The following is a 21,970-nucleotide window of genomic DNA, read 5'->3' on the forward strand; positions in this document are numbered from 1 at the left end:
GATCAGGCGCGGACGGAGTGTTCGGCGACGGTCCAGGCGCGGGCCTGGTCGCTGCGGGTGATGCCGAGCCCGGGGCGCGCCGAGAAGTGCATCCGCCCGTCGGCGATGTCGAGGCGTTCGTTGAACAGCGGGTCGAACCATTCGAAATGCTCGACCCACGGCTCGCGGGCATAGGCCGCGGCGAGGTGGAGGTGCACCTCCCTGACGAAATGTGGGGCCAGTTGCAGGTTTTCCTGGTCGGCGAGCGCCATCACCCGCAGGAACGGGCTGATGCCGCCGATCCGTGGCGCGTCGGGCTGCACGATGTCGGCGCCGCCCGCGCGCATCAGCTGGGCGTGCTGGGCGGCGCTGGTCAGCATCTCGCCGGTGGCGATCGGGGTGTCGAAGGTCGACACCAAGCGGGCGTGGCCGTCGAAATCGTAGGCGTCCAACGGTTCTTCGATCCAGGTCAGCCCGAACGGCTCGAAGGCCCGGCACATGCGGCGCGCGGTGGCACGGTCCCATTGTTGATTGGCATCGACCATCAGCGGCACCTGGTCGCCGAGTTTCTCCCGCACCGCCGTGACCCGCGCCAGGTCGACCGCGCTGTCGGGGTGGCCGACCTTGAGTTTGATGCCGCCGATGCCGTGTGCCAGCGATTCTTCCGCGCGCTCGAGCACCTCCTCGATCGGTGCGTGCAGGAAGCCGCCGGAGGTGTTGTAGCAGCGCACCGAATCCCGATGCGCGCCGAGAAGTTTGGCCAACGGCAGGCCTGCGCGCTTGGCCTTCAGATCCCAGAGCGCGATATCGAACGCGGCGATTGCCTGGACCGAGAGCCCGCTGCGGCCGACGGACGCCGCCGCCCACAGCAGCTTGTCCCAGATTTTGGCGATATCGCTGGGATCCGCGCCGAGCAGCACCGGGGCGAGCTCCTGTGCGTGTGCGAATTGCGCTGGGCCGCCAGCGCGTTTCGCGTAGCTGAGGCCAAGGCCGGTGCACCCGGCCTCGGTGCCGATCTCCGCGAACAGCACGGCCACCTCGGTCATCGGCCGTTGCCTGCCGGTCAGCACCTTGGCGTCGCTGATGCCGGTCGGCAGGGGCAGCGTGACCGAGGAGATCGTGACCTCGGTGATGCGGTCCATGGTCGACGCGGCGTTCACCCGGCCGCCGCCGCGGTGATCGTCCGCACCAGCGTGGTGAGCTCGCTGAGTTCGCCGTCGGTGAGATTCGTGAGCGGCGGCCGCACCGGGCCGGCCGGGCGGCCGATGGCGGCGAGCCCGGCCTTGACGATGGACACCGCGTAGCCGGGTTGCCGATCACGAATATCGAGGTAGGGAATGACGAATTCACGCAACTGCCGGTAAACGGTGTCCCGGTCGCGGGCGCGCACGGCGCGGTAGAAGTCGAGCGCGAATTCGGGCAGGAAGTTGAAGATCGCGGAAGAGTAGGTGGTGACGCCCATTTCGGCGTACGGCAGCGCGAACGTCTCGGCCGTCGGCAAGCCGCCGATGTAGGTGAGGCGGTCGCCGAGCCTGGCGTAGATCCTGGTCATCGTTTCGATGTTGCCGACGCCGTCCTTGAACCCGATCAGGTTCGGGCAGCGTTCGGCCATCCGTGCCAGGGTGACGTCGTTGCAGGTGGCATTGGCGCGGCTGTAGAAGATGACGCCGAGCGAGGTGGCCGCGCACACGGTGGCGACATGCTCGACCAAGCCATCGGGACCCGCCTCGGTGAGGTAGGGCGGCAGCAGCAGAATGCCCTCGGCGCCAGCGACTTCCGCCGCCTTCGCCTGTTCCACGGCGGCGGCGGTGCCCGCGGTGGCCGGCGCGATGACGGGGATGCGGCCGCCCGTTTCGCTGACCGCCGCGCGGACCACCTGATCGATCTCGGTGGGGGTGAGCGAGAAGCCCTCCCCGGTGCCGCCTGCCGCGAACAACCCCGCGACGTCGTATTGGGCAAGCCAGGCAATGTGTTTGCGGTAGGCGGCCTCGTCGAAGGTGAGGTCCGCGTCGAAATGCGTGACCGGGAAGGACAACAGCCCTCGTCCGAGCGCGGGACCTAGTTCCGCTGCGGATAAATGTGACATGGTGCTCCTTTCACTGAGCGGGTGGTAGCGAGCCGAGCAGCCGCACGACCCGGTCCAGGGCCGGGTTCGCGCAGTCGCGGCGCCACACCGCATACAGGACAACGGGATCGTCGACGCCGTCCAGCGGCCGGAACCGCACGCCGTCGGGGTGGAGGTGGCCTGCGGTCTCCGGCACCAGTGCCAGGCCACGGCCTGCGGCGACCAAGGCGAGCATGGTGTGCACCTGGGTCAGTTCATGGGTCGACGTATAGGGCACGGCGGCAAGGATTCCGGCGACCAGGTCGGCGAAATACCGGGCCGGGCCCGGCGCGTACACCAGCAGCGTCTCGCCGCCGAGTTCCTCGACCGCGATCGGTCCTTCGGCGGCCAGCCGGTGTGCCGCGGGCACCGCGAGCATGAGATGTTCGGAATGCACCAGCTCACAGTCGAATTCGGTGCGATCGAACGGCGGCCTGGCCAGCGCCAGGTCCAGCGTCCCGCTGCGCAGGTTCTCGAACTGGGCCGAGCTCACCATCTCGCGCAGCACCACCTCGACCCCGGGCAGCCCCTGTTCCACATGGTTGAGGAACCGACCGAGGAAGCCGAACCCGGACGCGGCGGTGAAGCCGATCCGCACCTTGCCCGCGCCGCCCGCCGCGACCAGCCGCGCGGTGTCGGGCGCACCCTCGGCGAGGGCGAGCAGCCTGCGCGCCTCGATCAGGAACACCTCGCCGGCCGGCGTCAGCTGCACCTGGCGCTGGCCCCTGTCGAAGAGTTCGACGCCGATGTCACGCTCCAGCTTCTGAATCTGCCTGCTCAGCGGCGGTTGGGTCATCCGGAGCCGGTCCGCAGCGCGGCGGAAGCTGCCCTCCTCGGCGACCGTGACGAACCCGCGGACCTGTTCGAGAGACACCATGGCACCCAGCCTGCCCGCAGCGGCGCGCCGCTGCGGGCGATCCCGCAGCCACGACACCGAGCCTGCGTCTTCCTGGCCGGTCATGCTGTGCCCTGCATCGCATGCCCGAGGGGCCCTCCGTGGTTACCCGAGCTGCCTCCTCCGGGCCCTGACTCGGTCATGCGGCGGCCAGGTCGATGATCTCGACCCAGGTGGGGTTGCGGCCGACCGCGCAGCGGTCGCGGGCGGTGAGCGCGCCGGTGCGCGGGTCGATGGCATAGGTGGTGATGGCATTGGACTTCTGGCCCGCCGCCACCAGAAAGCGGCCGCGCGGGTCGATGGCGAAGCCGCGTGGTTGGGCTTCGGTGGCGGTGTGCCCGAGCGGGTCGAGCGCGCCCGGTGTGCTGCCGACGCGGAAGCCCGCGATGGTGTCGGAGGTCCGTTCGGACACGTAGAGGAAGCGGCCGTCCGGCGTGACGTGCACGTCCGATGTCCACGGGCTGCCGGAAAAGCCTTCGGGCAGTGCGGATATCGCCGCCAGGCGGGTCAGCGTGCCGGTCGGGTCGAGCAGGTAGCTGTTCACCGTGCCGTCGAGCTCGTTCGCCACGAAGACGACGCGGCCGCTCGGGTGGAAGACGATATGCCGTGGGCCCGCGCCGAGTTCGGTCTCGACCGCCGCGGGATGATTCGGGGTCAGGCTGCCTGCGACCTCGTCGAAGTGGTACTGCAGCAGGTGATCGCCGCCGAGCACCGCCGCGAACACATGCCGGTTCGTCGGATCGACGACGATCGAATGTGCGTGTGGCGCAGTAGCGATCACCTCCAGCGGCGACGCGTCGACCGTGCCATCCGCCGCGATCGGATTGATCGCGATTTTGTCGCCGGTGTAGGAGGCGCTGAGCAGAAACCGCCCCGTCCGGTCGGTGCTGAGGTAGGCCATATTGTCCGGCAGCGGCGTGGTCGAGAGGTGCCGCAGCCGCCCGGACGGGTGGATGGCAAACGTCTTGACCGCGAACGGTTCCGAGCGGATCCCTGCATAGAGAAAACGGTGTTCCGGATGCACGGCCAACGGCATCACCGTCCCGTCGACCTGCGCCGACCCCACCGGCGTGAGCACGCCGGTGGCGTCGAGCAATAGCACCGAGATCTCGTGGCTGTCGGCGTTCGACACGTAGACGAGGGTCTGGTCCACGCCGTCACGCCCGTTCCGTGGCTGACCCGCCGACCCTGGCCCGCAGGTCGAGCTCGATCTGCTCCAGGCTGCGCCCGTTGGTTTCCGGCACGAACCGCTGCACGAGCAGGAACAGCACCACGCTGACCCCCGCGAAGACCCAGGCCGAACGGGCAAGGCCGAGATGGTCGTTCATCACCGGGAAGAGGAAGGTGATGGTGAACGTCGAGCTCCACAGCACCACGCTGCCGACGCCCATGCCGACGCCGCGCACCCGCAGCGGGAACACCTCGGCCATCATCACCCAGACCACCGCGCCCCAGCCCAGCTCGTAACCGGCCAGGTAGACGTTGAGCAGGATCAGGGTGGTCAGGCCGGTGACGGTGTTGTTGTCGACGGTCAACACGACGACGCCGAGCAGGAACAGCGACAGCGCCATGCACACGTTGCCGAGCAGCAGCAACGGTTTACGACCCCAGCGGTCGACCACGAAGATCACCCAGGCGGTGAACGCCACCTTGACGACGCCAAGCACGATGGCCGCCAGCAGCGAGGTCGAGTTGCCGAAGCCGAGATCGGTGAACATGGTCGGCGCGTACAGATTCACCGCGTTGACGCCCGAGAACTGTTGGCCGACAGCGAGAATGAGCGCGACGACGAGCGCGGGCCGCGCCCACGGCGCGAGCAGGTCGCGCAGCCTGCCCCGCTGCTGTGCGTCGAGCTGGTTGACGGTGCGGATGTTGTTGAGCTCCTCGTCGATCTCGGTGGAGCGATGCGTGCCTGCGAGCACCGCGCGCGCCTCCTCTTCCCGGCCCGCCTTCACCAGCCAGCGCGGGGTCTCCGGCAGCACGGTCATGCCGACGAACAACACGACCGCCGGGATCACGGCGACGCCGAACATCAACCGCCAGTTGCCGGATCCGGACAGTGCCCAGTCCACGATGTAGGCGAGCAGGATGCCGGAGACGATCATCAGCTGGTTCAGCGTCGACAGCGCGCCGCGGGCCCTGGTGGGCGCCAGCTCGGACAGGTAGGTGGGGACCGTCGCGGAGGAACACCCGACCGCGATGCCGGTGACGAAGCGCGCGAGCACCAGCACCGGCACGTTCGGGGCCACAGCGCAGCCGAGTGCGCCGACGCCGAAAACTGCCGCGGCGATCATGATCGTGCGCCGCCTGCCGAGCCGGTCGGTGATCCGACCGGCGATCGCCGCGCCGATGATCGCCCCGGCCGCGAGGCAGCCGCCGATGACGCCCTTGGTCACCGAGGTCAGCTCCCAGGAATCCTTGAGGAACAACAACACTCCGGAAATGACACCGAGGTCGTAGCCGAAGAGGATGCCGCCGAGCGCGCCGAAGAAATAGAGGAAATGAACGTTGGTGCCGATGGCGGATTTCCTGGCCTGCACCGTGGGTTTGAATGGCATTGTGCTGCGCTTCTTTCGCGGTCGAGCAAGTGCCCTCGCTCGGCGCGTGCCGGGGAGGGGCGAGTTTCGCTGGAGTCAGAGCGGATTCGGTTTGCCGAGTGGGGTTTCGAGGAAGGGGCCGCCGACATAGGTCGGCTCGACGGCAAGGCCGGTCGGAATGTCGGCCGCGAATTGCTCGGCATCGTCCGCGCTGCGGTAACCGAGTGCCTCGGCCTCCTCGAGCGAGACGATGGCCCTGGCGTTCTTCGAGACGCCCCAGATCACTTGGAACCCAGGGTTTTCCGCGGCAAGGCACGCCTCGAACAGTCGTGCGCCGTCGTCGGGGGACAGCCACGTCGACAACCCGCGCTCGTCGTGAGGGCGTTCGAAACACGAGCCGATCCGGATGCAGATCACATCCATGCCGAATCGGGAGTGATACAGGCTGCCGAGCGCTTCGATCGCGGCTTTGCTGACGCCGTAGTAGGTGTCCGGTCGCGGCGGTGCTTCTGCGGCAATGAGATTCGGCGCCGCCTCGCCGACGACCCGATAGCCGACCGCATGGTTGCTTGATGCAAGTACGACGCGGGAGATGCCCGCCTCGCGCGCGGCATCGAGCACCGTCTTGGTGCCGTCGACATTCACCGCGAGCACCCGCTCCCAGCTGTCCTCGCGGCTGATGCCGCCGAGGTGGATCAGCGCGTCCACGTCCCGGCACGCGGCCGCCATGGTGTCGGGGTCGGTGAGGGAGCCGTGCACGATCTCCACCCGTTCCTCCGGTGCGGCGGCGGGGAGTTCGGCCAGGTCGAGCAAGCGCAGTACGCGATCGGGGCGGCGTAGTCGTGGCCGCATCAGGGTGCCGATGCCGCCGCCCGCACCCGTGATCAGAATCCGGTGATAGCTCATGGCTGGGCCTCGCTGGCGCTCGGCCCCGTCATGCGCAAGGCGCGCTGGCACATGATTCGCTCACTTCGTTCGCTCATGCGATATCTGTTCCGTTCCGCGAGCAACCGAAACAGCCTGGTGACCGGGATCTTCCACTCATCATGTGTCCTCCTGTGTCCTGCGGCGAGTGTGGGGTAGGTCACTCATCGCGCGACGTGTCAGAAGGTTAGGCGGCGGGACTGATGCATGTCCAACACTCTTTGTATATCGACTGATGCTGTCCGGGTATCAGTCGAGGGCGGCGCGCACGGTGTCGCGTAGCCAGCGCTGTGCCGGGTCGGCGTCGAGCCGGGCGTGCCAGCACAACCGCACGTCGAGGGCGGGTAGCTCCGCCGGGATCGGGAACCAGCGGAGCCCGAGTGCTTGACCGTACTGCTCGGCGAGGCGCTGCGGCACGAGCCCGACATAGTGACTCGTGGAGACCAGGAGCATGGCGACGGCGAGGGTGGGCACGACGGCGGCGACGCGGCGCTCCAGCCCCGCCGCTGTCAGCGCCTCGTCGAGTGGGCCGCGGTCACGGCCGCGGCGCGAGGCCGAAACATGGGGATGTTGGCAGAGTTGCCGCAGTGTCGGGCGGCGGCGCCTGCCGAGTGGGCTGTCGGCGCGGACGATGCCGACCATGCGCTCGCGATACAGCGGGGCAGTGCGGAGGTCGGGCGTTGTGACGTCACCTACGCCGATGTCGAGGTCGACCGAACCGTCGCGCAGCGCCTCGGTGCTTTCGGTGCCCTCGGTGACGAAGCGCAGGGTCACGCCGGGGGCCGCCGCGGCGGTGGCCTCGACCGCCGTGGTCGCCAGGGTCGCCGCGACGCCGTCGTTGATGCGAATGGTGAAGGCGCGCTGCAGTTCCGCGATCGAGATCGCGCGGTCGGCGGTGATCAGGGCGGACGCCTCGTCGAGCAGCGAACGCACCCGTGGTGCGGTGCGCAGCGCGAACGGTGTCGGCGCCATCCCGCGACCGGCGCGCACCAGGATCGGGTCGCTCATCGCCCGCCGCAGCCTGCCGAGCGCCCGGCTGGTCGCCGGGATGGACAGGTGCAGCTGCTCGGACGCGCCGGTGACACTGCGCTCCTGGAGTAGTGCGTCGAACACTCGTAGCAGGTTCAGGTCCAAGTGCTCGGGCATAGTTGCATCCTAAGCAAATATAGGTTGTCAATGTTGCGTGGCACGGAATCCACCGAGTTCATACCGTTCTCGGCATGTCACTCAACATGCTCGACCCGGCATCGCGGGCCGACGATCTGCCGCCTCGGCCGGTCGCGCGGCGCGGTCTGCTCGCGGTCATGTGCGCCTGCGTCGTCCTCGTCGTCGGCATGGTCGCCGCGATCAACCTGGCCGTCCCGATGCTCGCCGCCAGCACACTGCATCCGTCCGCGTCGGCACTGATCTGGATCGTCGACACCTACGTTATCTTCTTCGCCTGCTTGGTGATTCCCGGCGGTGCCGCCGGAGATCGCTTCGGGCGCAAGGGAGTTCTGCTCACCGGCCTGCTGCTGTTCGCGGTGGGTGCGTTGATCTCGGCGGTGGCCCCGAACGTTGCGGTGCTGCTGATCGGCCGGGCGATCACCGGTGTCGGCGCGGCCGCGGTGCTGCCCAACACCCTCGCTATCCTGATGCACGCCGTCCCCGCGGCACGCAAAGCGCCGACGATCGCGGTCTGGGCGTCGATGTCGGGTATCGGCGGCATCCTCGGCAATGTCGGTGGCGGCGCGGTGCTTTCGGGCGGCTCCTGGCGGTGGTTGTTCGTTGCCGCCGTGCCGATTTCGCTGGTGCTCGCCGCCGTCGTCGGCAGGGTCGCGCCGGTGTCGGCGCGCCATGACCGTCGCCTCGATCTGCCGGGCACGCTGTTGCTGGTCGGCGCCTCGGTCGCGTTGCTGCTCGGCATCGTGCAAGGGCCGGAAGCGGGCTGGGGGAGCGCGGTGGTGATCGGCGGATTCGTCTGCGCCGCTGTGCTGTTCGTCGGATGGACGATTGTCGAACTGAAGGTCGAACATCCGCTGCTCGATCCGCGACTGTTCCGCCTGCCCGGACTGCGCAGCGCCTGCCTCGGCATGACCGCCATCTTCTTCGGCATGTTCGCGCTGTTCTACGTCAACGCGTCATACCTGCAGTATGTCAAGGGATTCAGTGTGCTGCAGACCGGGCTCGGCGTCATCCCGTTGACCGTTCCGATCATTCTCGGCACACGACATGTCGGACGCCTGGCGCACCGCATCGGTCTCGACGCCACCGTCGCGCTTGCCTTTGCCTGCGTCGGCGGTGGACTGCTCGGCCTGTCCACCAGCACCGCGCAGTCGCCCTATCTGGCCTACGCCGCATGGCTCGTGGTCACCGGAATCGGTGTGACACTGGCGCTTCCGACACTGTCCGCGGCCATTGCCGGCTCGCTGCCGCACGCCCAAGCCGGTGTCGGCGCCGGATTGCAAGCCACCACGCGGGAATTCGGCAGCGCCCTCGGTGTCGCCGTCATCGGCACCGTGCTCACCGCGCGATTCGTCGACGCCATGCCGTCGGACATCCGCGCAGGCCACGATCCGCACACGGTGGCTCAGGCGCTGGCCGTAACCACCGCCGACCGCGCCAATGACGTTGTCGCAGCATTCGTCTCGGCCGCCGACCTCGGCTTCCGGGTGATGGGGGTGATCGTGCTCGTACTCGGCGCGCTCGTCGTCGGAGAGTCGCTGCTCGCGCGGCGACGTGCCGGGAAATAAGACTGGGTGGGTGGGCCCGAAGGCACACCCACCCAATCGGTCCGCGGAGCTGGCGTCAGTGCCCCGCGGAGTTCTGCTACGCGAGCGTCTTCGCGTCGCTCAGTCCGGTGCGCTCCAGCTTGGAGTGCTTCCGGGAGTAGAGGAAGTACACGATGAGACCGACGACCAGCCAGATCGCGAACCGGTACCAGGTCGCATACGGCAGCGACCAGATGAGGTAGAGCGAGAAGGCGATACCGATCAGCGGGACGACCGGCATGAACGGCAGCTTGAACTGCCGCGGCTCGTCGGGGCGGGTGCGCCGCAGCACGATCACCGCGATCGAGACGACGATGAACGCCATCAGGATGCCGATATTGGTGAGCTCGGCGACCACGGTGATGTCGAGTACACCGGCCATGATCGCGGCGCCGATGCCGACGATCCAAGTCACGCGGGTCGGCACCTTACGCACCGGGTGCGTCTTGGCGAACCACTCGGGCAGCAGGCCGTCCCGGCTCATCGCGTACCAGACGCGGGTCACGCCGAGCATGAAGGTGAGCACCACGGTGACGATGCCGACGATCGCGCCGATCGCGATGATGTTCGCAATGCCTGGCATGCCAACGGATTCGAAGGCGGTGGAGAAGCCGCTCGTCGGGCTGATCTCGGTGTATTTCTGCATGCCGGTCAGCACCAGCGTGGCAAGCACGTACAGCACCATCGCGATGGCGAGCGAGTAGAGGATGGCCTTCGGCAGGTGCTTCTTGCCGTCGGTCGATTCCTCGGCGGCGGTGCTCATCGCGTCGTACCCGAACACCGCGAAGAACACGGTGGCCGCACCGGTCCACACCGCGCTGGTGCCGAACGGGAAGTACGGGGTGTAGTTCGAGCTGTCGATGTGGAAGACACCGAGCACGATGATCAGCACGACGAGCGCGACCTTGATGCCGACCGCGACGGTCTCGAACCGGCCGACGCTGCGGATACCGCGGGAGAGCAGCCAGGCGGTGCCGAGGCAGAACAAGATCGCGAAGAGGTCGACCACCTTTCCGTCACCGGCCTCGGTGTGCGCGCCCAAGATCGCGTTCGGCAGATCGATGTCCACCTGCCCGAGCAAGAAGCGGAAGTAGCCGGACACGCCGATGGCGACCACCGCCGCCACCGCGATGTACTCCAGCAGCAGGTCCCAGCCGATGAACCACCCTGCGAGCTCACCGAGCGAGACGTAGCCATAGGTGTACGCGGAGCCCGCCTTCGGCACCATGCCCGCGAACTCCGCGTAGCAGAGCGCCGCGGCCGCGCTGGCGACGCCGGCGATCAGGAACGAAATGAGCACCGCGGGACCGGTGGTCTTGTTCGCGACCGCGCCTGCGAGCGTGAAGATGCCCGCACCGATGATGCCGCCGACACCGATGGCGGTCAGCTGCCACAGGCCGAGCGACTTGGACAGCTGTTCGTCGGCGGGGGCGGCCTCGTCTTCGACCTGTCCCAGGGGTTTGCGGCGCAGCATTTGGCCACGCAAATCCGCGATGGACATGTGTTTCCTTTCTCATCCGCCGTACGCAACGGTGCGTAATGCGGGTCACACTTCGAGCTGTGGTTACTAAATACGACCACAGCCCCGCTGTGATCGGTGAGTTGGCCAAATAATGTTCAGCCTGGTTGGCCAACCGGACGGGCGCGGCTCGAACGCGCCTGTCCCGACCGACCCCGTGCACGCGCCCGCCCCGGCCGAATTCCTTCGGCCGGGGCGGACCCGTCGCACAGCGGTGACTACCGGATTCAGCGTGCGCTGCCCGGCTTCAGCGAGCGGAGGAAGAACGCGACATTGGCCGGACGCTCGGCCAGCCTGCGCATGAAATAGCCGTACCACTCGTCGCCGTAGGGCACGTAGACCCGCAGGTGGTTGTCCTCCTGGACGAGCCTGCGCTGTTCCTCGTCCCGGATGCCGTGCAACATCTGGAACTCGAACTCGTCGGCCTTGCGCTGCGTCGACTCGACGTACTGCTGCGCAGCGGTGATCAGCGCGGGGTCGTGGGTGGCGACCATCGGGTAGCCCTCGCCCTGCATCAGCACCTGAAGACAGCGCAGATACGACTCGTCGACGGCGGCCTTGCCCTGGAACGCGACCGACGCGGGCTCCTTGTAGGCGCCCTTGCACAGCCGGATCCGCGAGCCGGGGCCCGACAGTTCCCGGCAGTCGCCCTCGGTGCGGTGCAGGTAGGCCTGCAGGACCGTGCCGAGGCTCGGGAAGTCGCGGCGCAGCGCCTTCACGATGAGCAGGGTGGAGTCGGTCGTGGTGTGGTCCTCGGCGTCGACATTCACCCAGACGCCCGCGGCTTCCGCGGCCGTGCAGATCTGCCGCGCGTGATCGAGCGCGATCGCGTCGCCGTCCCGGGCCAGTGACTGGCCGAGTGCCGACAGCTTGAGCGAAACCTCCAGCGGCCGAACCGATTCCGATTCCGTCTTGACGTCGAGCTTGGCCATCGCGGACAGCATGTGCAGATAGTGCGTGACCGTGGTGCGGGCCTGCTCGATGTCGGTGGTGTCCTCACCGAGGTAGTCGATGGTGACATAGCGGCCGGAGGCGAGCAGGGATTCGACGGCGGCGACCGCCTGATCCGCGGTGCTGCCTGCGACGAAACGATCGACCAGTTTCTTGGTCATCGACATCTTGGTGATCGCGCGCTCCATGCGCGGCGAGCGCGACGCGGCCAGCATGGCGGGCCGCAGCAAGGTCGAGAATGCCATCACGCCTCCTGATGCGGGTAGCGGTGATCCGTCGCCGGGACGAACGTTTCCTTGATGGTGCGCGCCGAGGTCCAGCGCAGCAGGTTCTGCGGCGAGCCTGCCTTGTCGTTGGTGCCCGAGGCACGCGACCCGCCGAACGGCTGCTGCCCGACCACCGCGCCGGTGGGCTTGTCGTTGATGTAGAAGTTGCCGGCGGCGAAGCGAAGTCCCTCGGTCGCCGCCGCGATCGCGGTGCGGTCGTCGGCGATGATCGCGCCGGTCAGCGCGTACGGGGAACCCTTGTCGACCAGCTCGAGGGTCTGCTCGAACGCGCCCTTCACCGAGTCGTCGTAGACGTGCACGGACAGGATCGGGCCGAAGTACTCGGTGGAGAACGCCTCGTCGGTCGGGTCCTCACCGAGCAGCACCGTCGGGTCGACGAAGTAGCCGACCGAATCGTCGGCGTGGCCGCCCGCCGCGATCGACAGACCCGGGGTGGCCTTCGCACGGGCGATCGCCTCGGCGTTCTTGTCGAAGGCACGCCGATCGATCAGCGCGCCACCGAAGTTGCTGAAGTCGGTGACATCGCCGTACTTCAGCGTGGCGACCTTGTCGATGAAATCGCTGCCCATCTTGGCCCACACCGACTTCGGGACGAACGCGCGCGACGCGGCCGAGCACTTCTGGCCCTGGTAGTCGAACGCGCCGCGGATCAGCGCGGTGGTCAGCACCTCGGGATCGGCCGAGCTGTGCGCGAGCACGAAGTCCTTGCCGCCGGTCTCGCCGACCAGGCGCGGGTAGGAGTTGTATTCGCTGATGTTCGCGGCGACCGCGCGCCACAGGTGCTGGAACGTCGCGGTGGAGCCGGTGAAGTGGATGCCGGCCAGGCGCGGATCGGGCAGCGCCACATCCGAGACCTTCGGGCCAGCGCCGTGCACCATGTTGATGACACCGGGCGGCAGGCCGGCTGCCTCGAGCAGCTTCATCGTCCAGTACGCCGCGACCGACTGGGTCATCGCGGGCTTCCAGACCACGGTGTTGCCCATCAGCGCGGGCGCGGTCGGCAGGTTGCCCGCGATCGCGGAGAAGTTGAACGGGGTGATCGCGTATACGAACCCGTCCAGCGGGCGGTACTCGACCTTGTTCCACACGCCGGGCGACGAAATGGGCTGGTCGGCCAGGATCTGGCGGGCGAAATGCACGTTGAAGCGCCAGAAGTCGACGAGCTCGCACGGGGTGTCGATCTCGGCCTGATACGCCGTCTTCGACTGACCGAGCATCGTTGCGGCGGCGATGGTTTCGCGCCACGGCCCGGACAGCAGGTCCGCGGCACGCAGGAACACCGCGGCCCGATCCTCGAACGACATCGCACGCCAGGCAGGCGCCGCGGCGGTGGCCGCGTCCATCGCGTCCTCGACGTCGCGCGGGCGCGCCGGGGTCAGCGTGCCGAGCACGGCGGCGTGGCGGTGCGGCTGCACGACGTCTATCGTCTTGCCCGAACTGCGCCGGTGCGTCCCGCCGATCACGTGATGCACATCGGTCGGAGTCGAGCCGAGCTCTGCCAGCTTCGCCTGCAACCGTGTACGTTCCGCACTACCGGGCGCGAACGTGCCTACCGGCTCGTTGACCGGCCGCGGTGTGGACACGATGGCATCCATGATTCCTCCTGCTGGATGTGGCAATACTGCGGTCAGCCGAAGTCAACACCGGAAAAGTACGCGGGAAATGGGCTAAAAGGACAAAGATGGGATGAGTGTGTTGTCGAGTTGGCCGAAAGGCGTAGTCGTGGCTGTTGACAGTGGGCTGGTTGCCGCGGACATCGACCTGTTCGGTCTCGCGCAGATCGTTGCGCAGAACGCCGGCGGGATGGTGTCGATCGAAGACCCGCAATCCCATGTGCTGGCGTACTCGGCCTCCGATGAGTCGGCCGACCAGTTGCGGGTGATGTCGATTCTCGGGCGGGAAGGGCCGCGCGAGTATTTGACGGTGTTGCGAAAGTGGGGAGTGTTCGATCGGCTGCGGAGCACCGACGAGGTCATCGATGTGCCCGAGCACGACGAGTTGAACATCAAACGCCGGATGGTGGTCAGCATTCGGCATCCAGCCGATGGGGCGGCACGGGCGCCCCGGGTGCTCGGGTCGATCTGGTTGCAGCAAGGGGATCGGCCGTTCAAGCCGGACGCCGCGGAAATTCTGCGTGGGGCTTCGGCCATCGCGGCTCGGTTGATCTCGCGCAGTCTCGATGCGCCGTCCACCGAGGCGTTGCTGGTGCAGCGGTTGTTCGGGGAGGGGAGCCCTGCCGATATCGCGTCCGTGGCCAGCACATTGAACCTGCCGATGACCGGGCCAGCCGCGGTGGTCGGGTTCGCGTTGACCGCGACCGAAACCGCGGCCGCCACTGAGCCTTCCGCGTTGGGGAACATGCTTCGGTTGCGCGCCAGCTCGTTTCGCAGCGACTCGGTGACGGCGACGCTCGGTGATCGGGTGTATGTGCTGTTGCCCAGTTATAAAGCCGCGCATGCGGTGACGGCGTGGACGCGGCAGTTGGTCGAGCAGCTCGAAACCAAACGCTCGCTGGCGTTGCGGGCGGCCATTGCCTGTCCGGTGGCCGATTTGAGTGGGGTGGCCGGGGCGCGGCGTGAGGTCGATCGGGTGCTCGACAGCACCGTCGCGTCGTATCCGCGTGGACGGGTGACGACGCTGGCGGAGTCGCGGACCGCGGTGCTGCTCGGTGAGATACTCGATCTGGTCGGAACACGGTCCGAACTGCATGATCCGCGGTTGCGGGCGTTGTCGGAGTACGACCTCAAGCACTCGGCGAGCCTGCGGGAGAGCGTCGACGTCTATCTGCGTGAGCACGGTGATGTGCGGGCCGCCGCGGCGGCGCTGCAGGTGCATCCGAATACGTTGCGGTACCGCATTCGTCGCGTCGAGGAGATTCTCCGCGTCGACCTCACCGATCCTGCTGATCGGCTGTTGCTCGAAATCCAGTTGGCGTTGCACCGGCGGGAGCACGGTCGTGATGGAGGACCCGCGGTGGGTTGACCTGCGGGATCCGCACTCTCTCTTGGAATCCGCACTCCTTCTTGGAATCCGCACCGACTGTGTGGATCCGCACCCGCTCCGGGCACCTAGAACGGGTGCGGATCCACAGAGTGGGTGCGGATCTCGGGACCGCTTATCTCACTGGCACTTTCCGGCGGCGGCGTCGCGGATCCCGGCGATCATCGACTGGCGGTCGGTCTCATTGAGGCTCGGCCATTGCGCGGACTGTGGAAGCAACGCGATCGAATCCTCGGCGGTCTTCTTCGCGGACTCCTCGCTGACCGCCTTCAACTTGCTCAACACCGGCAGATAGTCCTGGCACGACTTCGCGCGCACCTGGGCGTTCGTCGCCGCAGTGGCCGGCTTCGAGTCGTCGCTGCCCGAACCACACCCGGACAGCAACAACGCGGCCCCAATCGCCAGTAAGGCAATGCTTTTCATCCGCAACTCCTCATCAAAGTTGCGGTGACGCTACCTGCCCGCACCCGGCTCGTCCATTCGGCCCGGGATCCGCGGGCAGGTGCTGGTCAATCGGCTCTGGTTGTCGTTGCCGATGTTGGGCGCGGTCGGAGCGTTTCGGTCCGCTCTCGCGGGCCGCGCACGTCAGCCAGGATCAAATCGGACGGCCGAATTTCACCGACTGGAAGTCTGAGCGTTCTTCGCTTGCTCCGGGCGGAAAGAGCTCCCCGAACGTGCCACTGCATGTGCTGTTTCGGAATGTTTCGGCAGCGACGTCGGTGTCGTTCCTGGTGAAAGCTACGCCGGTGATGACATAGCATCGGTTGTTCTCGGGGTTGTGCAATCGATGCCGTTGACCGTCGGGGCTGGTGTAGATGAAGTCGCCGGTCGCGGGAGCGGCATGAGCAATACCTGCCGTACTCAGAGCCAAGACGAGAACCGCGCCCGCCGTTGTCAACGCTCCGCTGATGTGTTTCATTGCGATGCCTTTCGGATAACAGAATCCGTATCTCACGAGATGGCGATCGAATCGCCACCCGGAGTTTCTGTCGCGCCCTTTGCTAGACACAATCAATCATGTTGTCGGGCAACATAATTGAGCAAGACCCCGGAACTCTCGGGTTGAGCGGGCCCCCTGAGGATCGGTGTATCAGGCCGCGACGGATCCCCTCGACGGACTCGACCGGTGTTGGTCGGCTGGTCAGGAGGCACTGAGGGCGGCATCGGTCGAGAGGGCAGTTACATCATCGCCTCCTGATCGCTTGTCCAGCAGTGCATCTCGGTAGTTGTGGGTTGCGTGTCAGTCGGTGGCGAGGTCGGCGGGATGGCTGGCAGGACATGGGGTTTCAGTAGGTCGGCCAATTGCCTGGAGTCATGAGTTCGAGCAGGTGGTTGTCCGGATCCCGGAAATAGATGCTGTGCCCGCCGCGGACCCAGTGGGTTCGGCCTTCGATCGGTATGCCGTGTGCGCTGAGTTGCGCTTCCCACTCGGGAAGTTGGTCCTCGGATACGGCGAAGCACACGTGGAGTGGGCCGTTGCCGTCGTGGGGTGGGATTTCGCCTTGCGGTAGGTCGGGGCCTGGCAGCACTGTTGGTTCCAGTGAGGCACCGCGCTGGAAGAGGAGCAGGACGTTGTCGCCTCCGACGTCGTACGCGCACAACCTCTCGGTGTCCATCAGAGGCTCGAGTTGCAAGACATCGCGGTAGAAGTTTCGAGCACGGTCGAGGTCGTCGACATACAAGGCGGACTCGACAATGCGATCAAGCTTCGGCATGTGCTTCCTTCTGCTGGGTACGGAGGACAACCCGATCGTGATACCTGAAGCCACGTTGAGGTCAAGGCGGCGAGGCGCGGAAGGAAGACGCCGAAACCGGCCACCGCCGTGAGTCCGAGCGCGATGGGCAGAACGCGCTGGGGGCGAGGTGCGGCGGTGCTGATCGTGACGACCGGAGGTCCTTGCAGGTGATGACCAGCCGGTTTCGGCTGAGACCAGTGTGGGCGGGCGCACTTACGAACCACTTATGAACCGCTAACGGCCGCTCGGGGGAGGTCGCGGTATGACTGCGCAACGCACTCTCGCGCTCTACAGTTGTCAGCACCTGGAGCCTGGACCTGGGCATAGTCTGGTCCCGGGCGCCACGCAGCAGCCCGCCGCACGGAGGCACGAGATGACGACCCAACGGCCGGTGCTCACGGCTGGCTCGCTGTTCGGGCCTTATCGGTTGGACCGGTTGATCGGGCGGGGCGGCATGGGGGAGGTGTTCGAGGCCTACGACACTGTCAAGGACCGGACGGTCGCGATCAAGGTGCTGCCCGAGAAGCTCAATCAGGATCCGGTTTTCCGGGAACGGTTCCGTCGCGAGTCGCATGCCGCGGCCCGGCTCAAGGAGCCGCACATCATCCCGATCCATGATTACGGGGAGATCGAGGGTCGGCTCTACATCGACATGCGGCTGGTCGACGGCGCGAACCTGCGCGCGGTGCTGAAAGCCGATGCGCCCCTTGCCCCGGACCGCGTGGTCGCGGTGATCCGGCAGGTGGCCGCGGCGCTCGACGCCGCGCACGCCGACGGCCTCGTGCACCGAGACATCAAGCCGGACAACATCTTGCTCACGACGGACGGGTTCGTCTATCTGGTGGACTTCGGTATCGCCCAGTCGAGTACGAGCGAGAGCTTGACCTCCGACGGATCTGCGGTTGGCTCGTTCCACTACATGGCGCCGGAGCGGTTCACCTCGCGGCTGGTCACCCCGGAGGCGGACGTCTATGCGCTGGCCTGCGTGTTGTACGAATGCCTCACGGGGGCAAGGCCGTATCCGGCGACGACCGATGGTGAGGTGATGCGTGCGCACCTGGTCGAACCGCCGCCGCGGCCGAGCATGGTGCGCCACGAGGTGCCGCAGTCGTTCGATGCGGTGATCGCGCGCGGGCTGGCGAAGAACCTGAATGATCGGTATCCCACGGCGGGTGAGCTCGCGGCCGCGGCGGAGTCCGCGCTGGCGGGTGAGGTGCTCGACGCGGCAGCGCGCGGGCCGCGAGAAGTGCTGCCGGACAACGAAATACCTACCCAGGCGGACACCGGGCAACTGTGGGCACCGACGCAGATGACCTTGCCCTCGCAGCCTATGGTGACTGGTCAGCCTACGAAGGCCCAGCAGAGTGTGGATGCCGGGCAGAGTGTGGACGCCGGGCAGAGTGTGGACGCCGAGCCGGCGACGCACGCCTCGCAACCGGTAGCAACCGGAGAGTCAGAAGTCGGCGAAGCCTCCAGGGAGGGAGCGGTACTCGCGAAGGGGGAGTTGCGCGCGGAAACTGAGCCGCCGGTGCCGACACTGCGGCCCGCGGAGGCTGGGGAAGCCGTCGAAACCTCGGAGCCGCAAGCACAGTTGTTGCCTGCGCAGCGGCTGTCGGACAAGCCCGCGGCGGATCGGCAGACTCGAACAGCCGATGCCACCGACGGCCCGCCGACCGTCGACTCGGGCTCGGCCCGCGTGCCGACCTCGCGGCGAACCCATCACCGCGTACTGCAGCTTGTAGCGCTCACGACCATCGTGATCCTATGCGCCACTATCGCATTCACCACCTGGGCGCTGACCGACACCACCGCGGGCACCGCCGTCGCCAACTCCTCCGCACCGCGCGGCCCGGACATCGAGCTCCTCTCTATCGTCGGCGCCTCCGGCTACAAGCGCTTCAACTGCGCCCACCGCGACCCCGACGCCACCACCGTCGCCGTGGTCTTCTGCGACCCGAATCCCGCCGCCAGCGACCCGGCGGCGCGGTTTCTGCGCTTCCGCACCCTCGACCAGCTCCGCGCCTACTACCGCGGTTTGTTCTTCGACGTCTTCCGTTCGACCAACTGCCCAGGCGATCCGCCCGGCCAGGACGGCCCCTCTGTCGTCGACGGTAAAGAGGTGGGTCGGAAGGCCTGCTTCGCCAGCCGCGCAGACGATCCCGCGATCCCCAAGCCGGGACTCGTCCTGACCAACGAATCCGCCCTGGCGGTGGGCATCTTCCTGTGGGCGACCCCCGCCGAGCAACGACTGCGCGACTACATCGCCCTCCGCAACGCCTTCCAGTTCAAATCTGTTGACGCCGCGCAGGACCCGGATCACTTCACCCCGGCCGACCGCGCCGTGCTCGACCGCCTCCAAGGCGACTTCGGCCCGAACAACTGCCGCCACGCCGACCCGCCCGTCGGGCCGGCGAACGCACTGCTCGGGTGCGGCACCCGGGTGGGCTTCCCGTCGGCGTCGTTCGTCGGCATCCCGGACCGCCAGCAGGCCAAGATTCTCTATCAAGCCAACCTCGGTCAATTCGCCGGCCACGCCTGCGGCGGTGCGCAGGCCCCTGATGACGTGTGGCGCAAGGAGTCCGGCCCGGTCGGCCGCTTCTTCTGCCATCTCGACAACACCGGCCCGACGACCTGCCTGATGGCGGTGCACGACGAGTTCCTGCTCGCCGCACACTTCTGCACGCTACGCGCCGACGACCCGGACCCGGGGCCGAAGACCGAAGCAGACCTACTCGCCTGGTTCCGAAAGTATTTCGGCTGACCTAGGCCTCCGGCGGAACCAGCATGAACACCAACTCGTATTCGCCGATCCGAATCGTCGCACCGTCGGTGAGCGCGACAGTGTCGACAATTCGCATCCCTTCGACGAACACCCCGTTCGAGGACAGCAGATCCTTGACCAGATAGGTGATTCCGTTGTGCAGGATGGCCGCGTGATGCCTGCTGACTTTGCCGTGTTCGAGCACGACGTCGTTGTCCGGCAGCCGTCCGATCCGAGTGATGGTTCCGGTGATCGCGTAGGTGGTGCCTGATCGTTCCCGCAGCAGCGCGGTCGGCCCGCCCGAGTTCAGATCGACGATGGTTGTCGCCCGAAACGACGAGATGGCAGCTTTGGCACGGAGTTCGAGCGGTTCCTGCCGCAGGATGCGCGCCTCCAGCTCGCGGATCGGCGGGCTCGGGTCGATGCCGAGCTCATCGGACAGGGTCGCGCGCAGTCGCCTGGCGGCGTCGAGTGCGTCGGATTGCCGTCCGTCCACGTACAGCGCGGTGATCAACTGTTCCCACAGTGGTTCGCGCAGTGGATATTCGCCGACCAGCAGCGCGAGCTCGGACACCACGGCCTCGGCCCGCCCCTGCGCGATATCGGCCTCGGCCCTGCCTTCGATGACGGCGAGGCGGTCGTCGTCGAGCACCGTGGCGTACGCGTCGGCGAAACCGAGTCCACGCAGGTCGGCTAGCACCGGACCGCGCCACTGAGCCAATGCGCTGGACAGCAATTCGCTTGCCGTGCGGAACCGTCCCGCGGTGAGCGCGCGCAACCCGGCCTCCTTGCGCACCCGGAACCGCTGCACGTCGCTGGCCTCGTCGGCGACCGATACCCGGTAGCCGGCGCCGACCTGTGCCAGCAGCACGCGCGCGTCGAGCCCGTTGTCACGCAGGGGTTTCCGCAGGTTCGACACGATGGTGTGCAGGCTGACGCGGATGTCCGGCGGCGGGCTGTCCTCCCACACCGCCTGCGCCAGCGCCTCGATCGCCACCGGCCGGTTCGCGTTGATCACCAGATAGGCGAGCACGGCCCGCTGTTTGGGCCCGCCGAGGGCCTGCGTGACACCGTCGATCGCCAGCTCGACCGCGCCGAGGACGCCGAACTGTGCGCGCACCGCGGTCATGGCCACACTCCTCACGACGTGACAACACCCACACGTCGCCTGTGAGCGTACCCAGCGCACCCTGGTCGGCGCCATCGGTCCGAGAGCTATTGTGCCTGGCCCGCAAGGGTTTCCGCCCCTGCTGGACGCTCGAGTGGTTGCCCTTCGCGATCCGATCGGGGATCCTGGTTGGTCACGGCATTCGATGTAGCACAACTGCCGTGCCAGTCAGGGCGTGTTCACCCGCCCGCAACTCTTCCGGCAACACCCGTGCGATCGCGGTTCATCCGGGGTTACCCGGCGGCGCTTACCTTTCGGTTACGCGGAAAAGGAGCCGGCGGCATGGAGTTCCGACATCTGGTTTCATTCATCACAATTGCCGAAGAGCTGCATTTCGGCCGCGCAGCGCAGCGCTTGCATCTCACGCAGCCCAGTCTGAGTGCCCAGCTTCAGAAGCTGGAGAAGTCGTTAGGCGTGCAACTGGTCGCACGCAACTCGCACGAGGTCAAACTGACCCCGGCGGGTCGGGAATTCGAGAGTCAAGCCCGGATCATCGTCGCCCAGATGGACCGGGCCGCAGAGGTCGCGAAGGCGACCGCGGCGGGCCGAGCGGGCACGCTCAACATCGGCTACAACCTCCCGGCGAGCAGGCATGTGCTGCCTGAGGCGCTGGTCAAGATGACCGAGCAGCACCCCGACATCGTGGTGTCGCTGTGGGAGAAGCGCACCGGGCCACAGTTGGCCGCGCTGTCCGACGGCTCGCTCGACCTGGCGTTGGTGTACGGGCACCCGAGCACCACGGACTTCCGGTATCGGCGGCTGCTGCACCGGGTTCCACTGGTTGCGGTGGTCGGCAGGCGGCACAGGTGGGCCGACCGGCCCGGCGTGCCGTTCTCGGAGTTGGAGGGCCAGGAGTGCGTGCTGTTCGCTCGCGAACAGTGTCCAGCGATGTACGACTCGATCTTCCGCGCGGCCGCGGACACCAGGATCACGTTGTCGGTGGCGCAGACCGCCGACGATCCCGGCGCGACCGCACATATGGTTTCGGTGCGCCCGCTGGTCGGGTTCGCCTCGTTGCCGCGCGCGATTTCGATGGGTATGGGTGCGCCGGGGAGCAGTTCGGTGGCGGTCAAACTATTCGATCCGGTGCCGACTCTCGATTTGTACGCGGTGTGGCGTGCGGATGAGAGCAATCCTGCGGTGTCGCTTTTCCTGGACTGTGTGGATTCGCCGGAACCGGCCCGGATCGATATTGCCCGCGCGGTGTCTGCCTGAGCCGTTCGATAGGCCATGACATTCGCGCGGTAGGAACCGCGATATCGCCGATACGGTAATCGAATACCAGCGACCAGAATTCGACATTGTGAACACAATGTTTACCCACCCCGCCGGCTCCGCCGGCCGCCGTCCCCAGGCGTC

Annotated in this window: 18 protein-coding genes; 4 read left to right on the forward strand and 14 right to left on the reverse strand. The window is 67.1% G+C overall.

The genetic code is table 11. The features are described from left to right. Positions 1–2 precede the first annotated feature (2 nt). The 7 genes from ACGFNJ_RS30825 to ACGFNJ_RS30855 form a co-directional block, all read right to left on the reverse strand. Positions 3–1,139 (reverse strand): mandelate racemase/muconate lactonizing enzyme family protein, encoded by a 1,137-nt coding sequence (locus tag ACGFNJ_RS30825; protein ID WP_393455961.1) that lies wholly within the window; start codon positions 1,137–1,139, stop codon positions 3–5. Beyond that, complete coding sequence (gene kdgD, locus ACGFNJ_RS30830; protein WP_393455964.1) at positions 1,136–2,065, reverse strand: 5-dehydro-4-deoxyglucarate dehydratase; 930 nt, start codon at positions 2,063–2,065, stop codon at positions 1,136–1,138. The genes ACGFNJ_RS30825 and kdgD overlap by 4 nt, the downstream gene beginning before the upstream one ends. A gap of 10 nt (positions 2,066–2,075) precedes the next feature. Then, positions 2,076–3,044 carry a LysR substrate-binding domain-containing protein gene (locus ACGFNJ_RS30835; protein WP_393455967.1) on the reverse strand — a complete coding sequence of 323 codons (969 nt, stop codon included), beginning with the start codon at positions 3,042–3,044 and terminating at the stop codon, positions 2,076–2,078. A 73-nt stretch (positions 3,045–3,117) separates the two neighbouring features. Continuing rightward, the gene (locus tag ACGFNJ_RS30840; RefSeq protein ID WP_393455970.1) at positions 3,118–4,131 is read right to left on the reverse strand and encodes a lactonase family protein; all 1,014 of its coding nucleotides are present in this window, start codon (positions 4,129–4,131) and stop codon (positions 3,118–3,120) included. A 4-nt stretch (positions 4,132–4,135) separates the two neighbouring features. After that, complete coding sequence (locus ACGFNJ_RS30845; protein WP_393455973.1) at positions 4,136–5,536, reverse strand: sugar porter family MFS transporter; 1,401 nt, start codon at positions 5,534–5,536, stop codon at positions 4,136–4,138. Positions 5,537–5,611: 75 nt separating this feature from the next. Then, complete coding sequence (locus tag ACGFNJ_RS30850; RefSeq protein WP_393455976.1) at positions 5,612–6,421, reverse strand: NAD-dependent epimerase/dehydratase family protein; 810 nt, start codon at positions 6,419–6,421, stop codon at positions 5,612–5,614. Positions 6,422–6,688: 267 nt separating this feature from the next. Then, positions 6,689–7,585 (reverse strand): LysR family transcriptional regulator, encoded by an 897-nt coding sequence (locus ACGFNJ_RS30855; RefSeq protein WP_393455979.1) that lies wholly within the window; start codon positions 7,583–7,585, stop codon positions 6,689–6,691. 74 nt (positions 7,586–7,659) lie between these two features. On the opposite strand from ACGFNJ_RS30855, the gene ACGFNJ_RS30860 reads away from it, so the two are divergent. After that, positions 7,660–9,171 (forward strand): MFS transporter, encoded by a 1,512-nt coding sequence (locus tag ACGFNJ_RS30860; protein WP_393455982.1) that lies wholly within the window; start codon positions 7,660–7,662, stop codon positions 9,169–9,171. Positions 9,172–9,247: 76 nt separating this feature from the next. Here ACGFNJ_RS30860 and ACGFNJ_RS30865 read toward each other — a convergent pair whose 3' ends face one another. The 3 genes from ACGFNJ_RS30865 to pruA form a co-directional block, all read right to left on the reverse strand. After that, on the reverse strand, positions 9,248–10,690 hold the full coding sequence (locus ACGFNJ_RS30865; RefSeq protein ID WP_393455985.1) for an amino acid permease: 1,443 nt from the start codon (positions 10,688–10,690) through the stop codon (positions 9,248–9,250). Between the two features lie 245 nt (positions 10,691–10,935). Beyond that, positions 10,936–11,904, reverse strand: coding sequence for a proline dehydrogenase family protein (locus ACGFNJ_RS30870; protein WP_393455988.1), 969 nt, complete (start codon positions 11,902–11,904; stop codon positions 10,936–10,938). Beyond that, entirely contained in the window at positions 11,904–13,541 is a 1,638-nt protein-coding gene (pruA, locus tag ACGFNJ_RS30875) for an L-glutamate gamma-semialdehyde dehydrogenase (protein WP_393455991.1), read from the reverse strand. The genes ACGFNJ_RS30870 and pruA overlap by 1 nt, the downstream gene beginning before the upstream one ends. 127 nt (positions 13,542–13,668) lie before the next feature. Between pruA and ACGFNJ_RS30880 the strand changes: the two genes are divergently transcribed. Continuing rightward, a complete protein-coding gene (locus ACGFNJ_RS30880) occupies positions 13,669–14,928 on the forward strand; it encodes a PucR family transcriptional regulator (RefSeq protein WP_393455994.1) in 1,260 nt (419 codons plus the stop codon). A gap of 138 nt (positions 14,929–15,066) precedes the next feature. Here the strand turns inward: ACGFNJ_RS30880 and ACGFNJ_RS30885 are convergent, their stop codons facing one another. From ACGFNJ_RS30885 to ACGFNJ_RS30895, 3 genes are all read right to left on the reverse strand, one after another. Next, complete coding sequence (locus ACGFNJ_RS30885; RefSeq protein WP_393455996.1) at positions 15,067–15,369, reverse strand: hypothetical protein; 303 nt, start codon at positions 15,367–15,369, stop codon at positions 15,067–15,069. Between the two features lie 172 nt (positions 15,370–15,541). Continuing rightward, positions 15,542–15,865, reverse strand: coding sequence for a hypothetical protein (locus tag ACGFNJ_RS30890; RefSeq protein ID WP_393455999.1), 324 nt, complete (start codon positions 15,863–15,865; stop codon positions 15,542–15,544). 367 nt (positions 15,866–16,232) lie between these two features. Beyond that, on the reverse strand, positions 16,233–16,661 hold the full coding sequence (locus ACGFNJ_RS30895; protein WP_393456002.1) for a VOC family protein: 429 nt from the start codon (positions 16,659–16,661) through the stop codon (positions 16,233–16,235). A 394-nt stretch (positions 16,662–17,055) separates the two neighbouring features. Between ACGFNJ_RS30895 and ACGFNJ_RS30900 the strand changes: the two genes are divergently transcribed. After that, a complete protein-coding gene (locus ACGFNJ_RS30900; protein ID WP_393456005.1) occupies positions 17,056–19,443 on the forward strand; it encodes a serine/threonine-protein kinase in 2,388 nt (795 codons plus the stop codon). A 1-nt stretch (position 19,444) separates the two neighbouring features. Here ACGFNJ_RS30900 and ACGFNJ_RS30905 read toward each other — a convergent pair whose 3' ends face one another. Continuing rightward, entirely contained in the window at positions 19,445–20,572 is a 1,128-nt protein-coding gene (locus ACGFNJ_RS30905; protein ID WP_393456008.1) for a BTAD domain-containing putative transcriptional regulator, read from the reverse strand. A 321-nt stretch (positions 20,573–20,893) separates the two neighbouring features. On the opposite strand from ACGFNJ_RS30905, the gene ACGFNJ_RS30910 reads away from it, so the two are divergent. Then, complete coding sequence (locus ACGFNJ_RS30910) at positions 20,894–21,826, forward strand: LysR family transcriptional regulator (RefSeq protein WP_393456011.1); 933 nt, start codon at positions 20,894–20,896, stop codon at positions 21,824–21,826. The last annotated feature ends 144 nt before the right edge of the window (positions 21,827–21,970 follow it).

This window comes from Nocardia sp. NPDC049149 (assembly GCF_043197455.1).
Lineage (GTDB): Bacteria > Actinomycetota > Actinomycetes > Mycobacteriales > Mycobacteriaceae > Nocardia.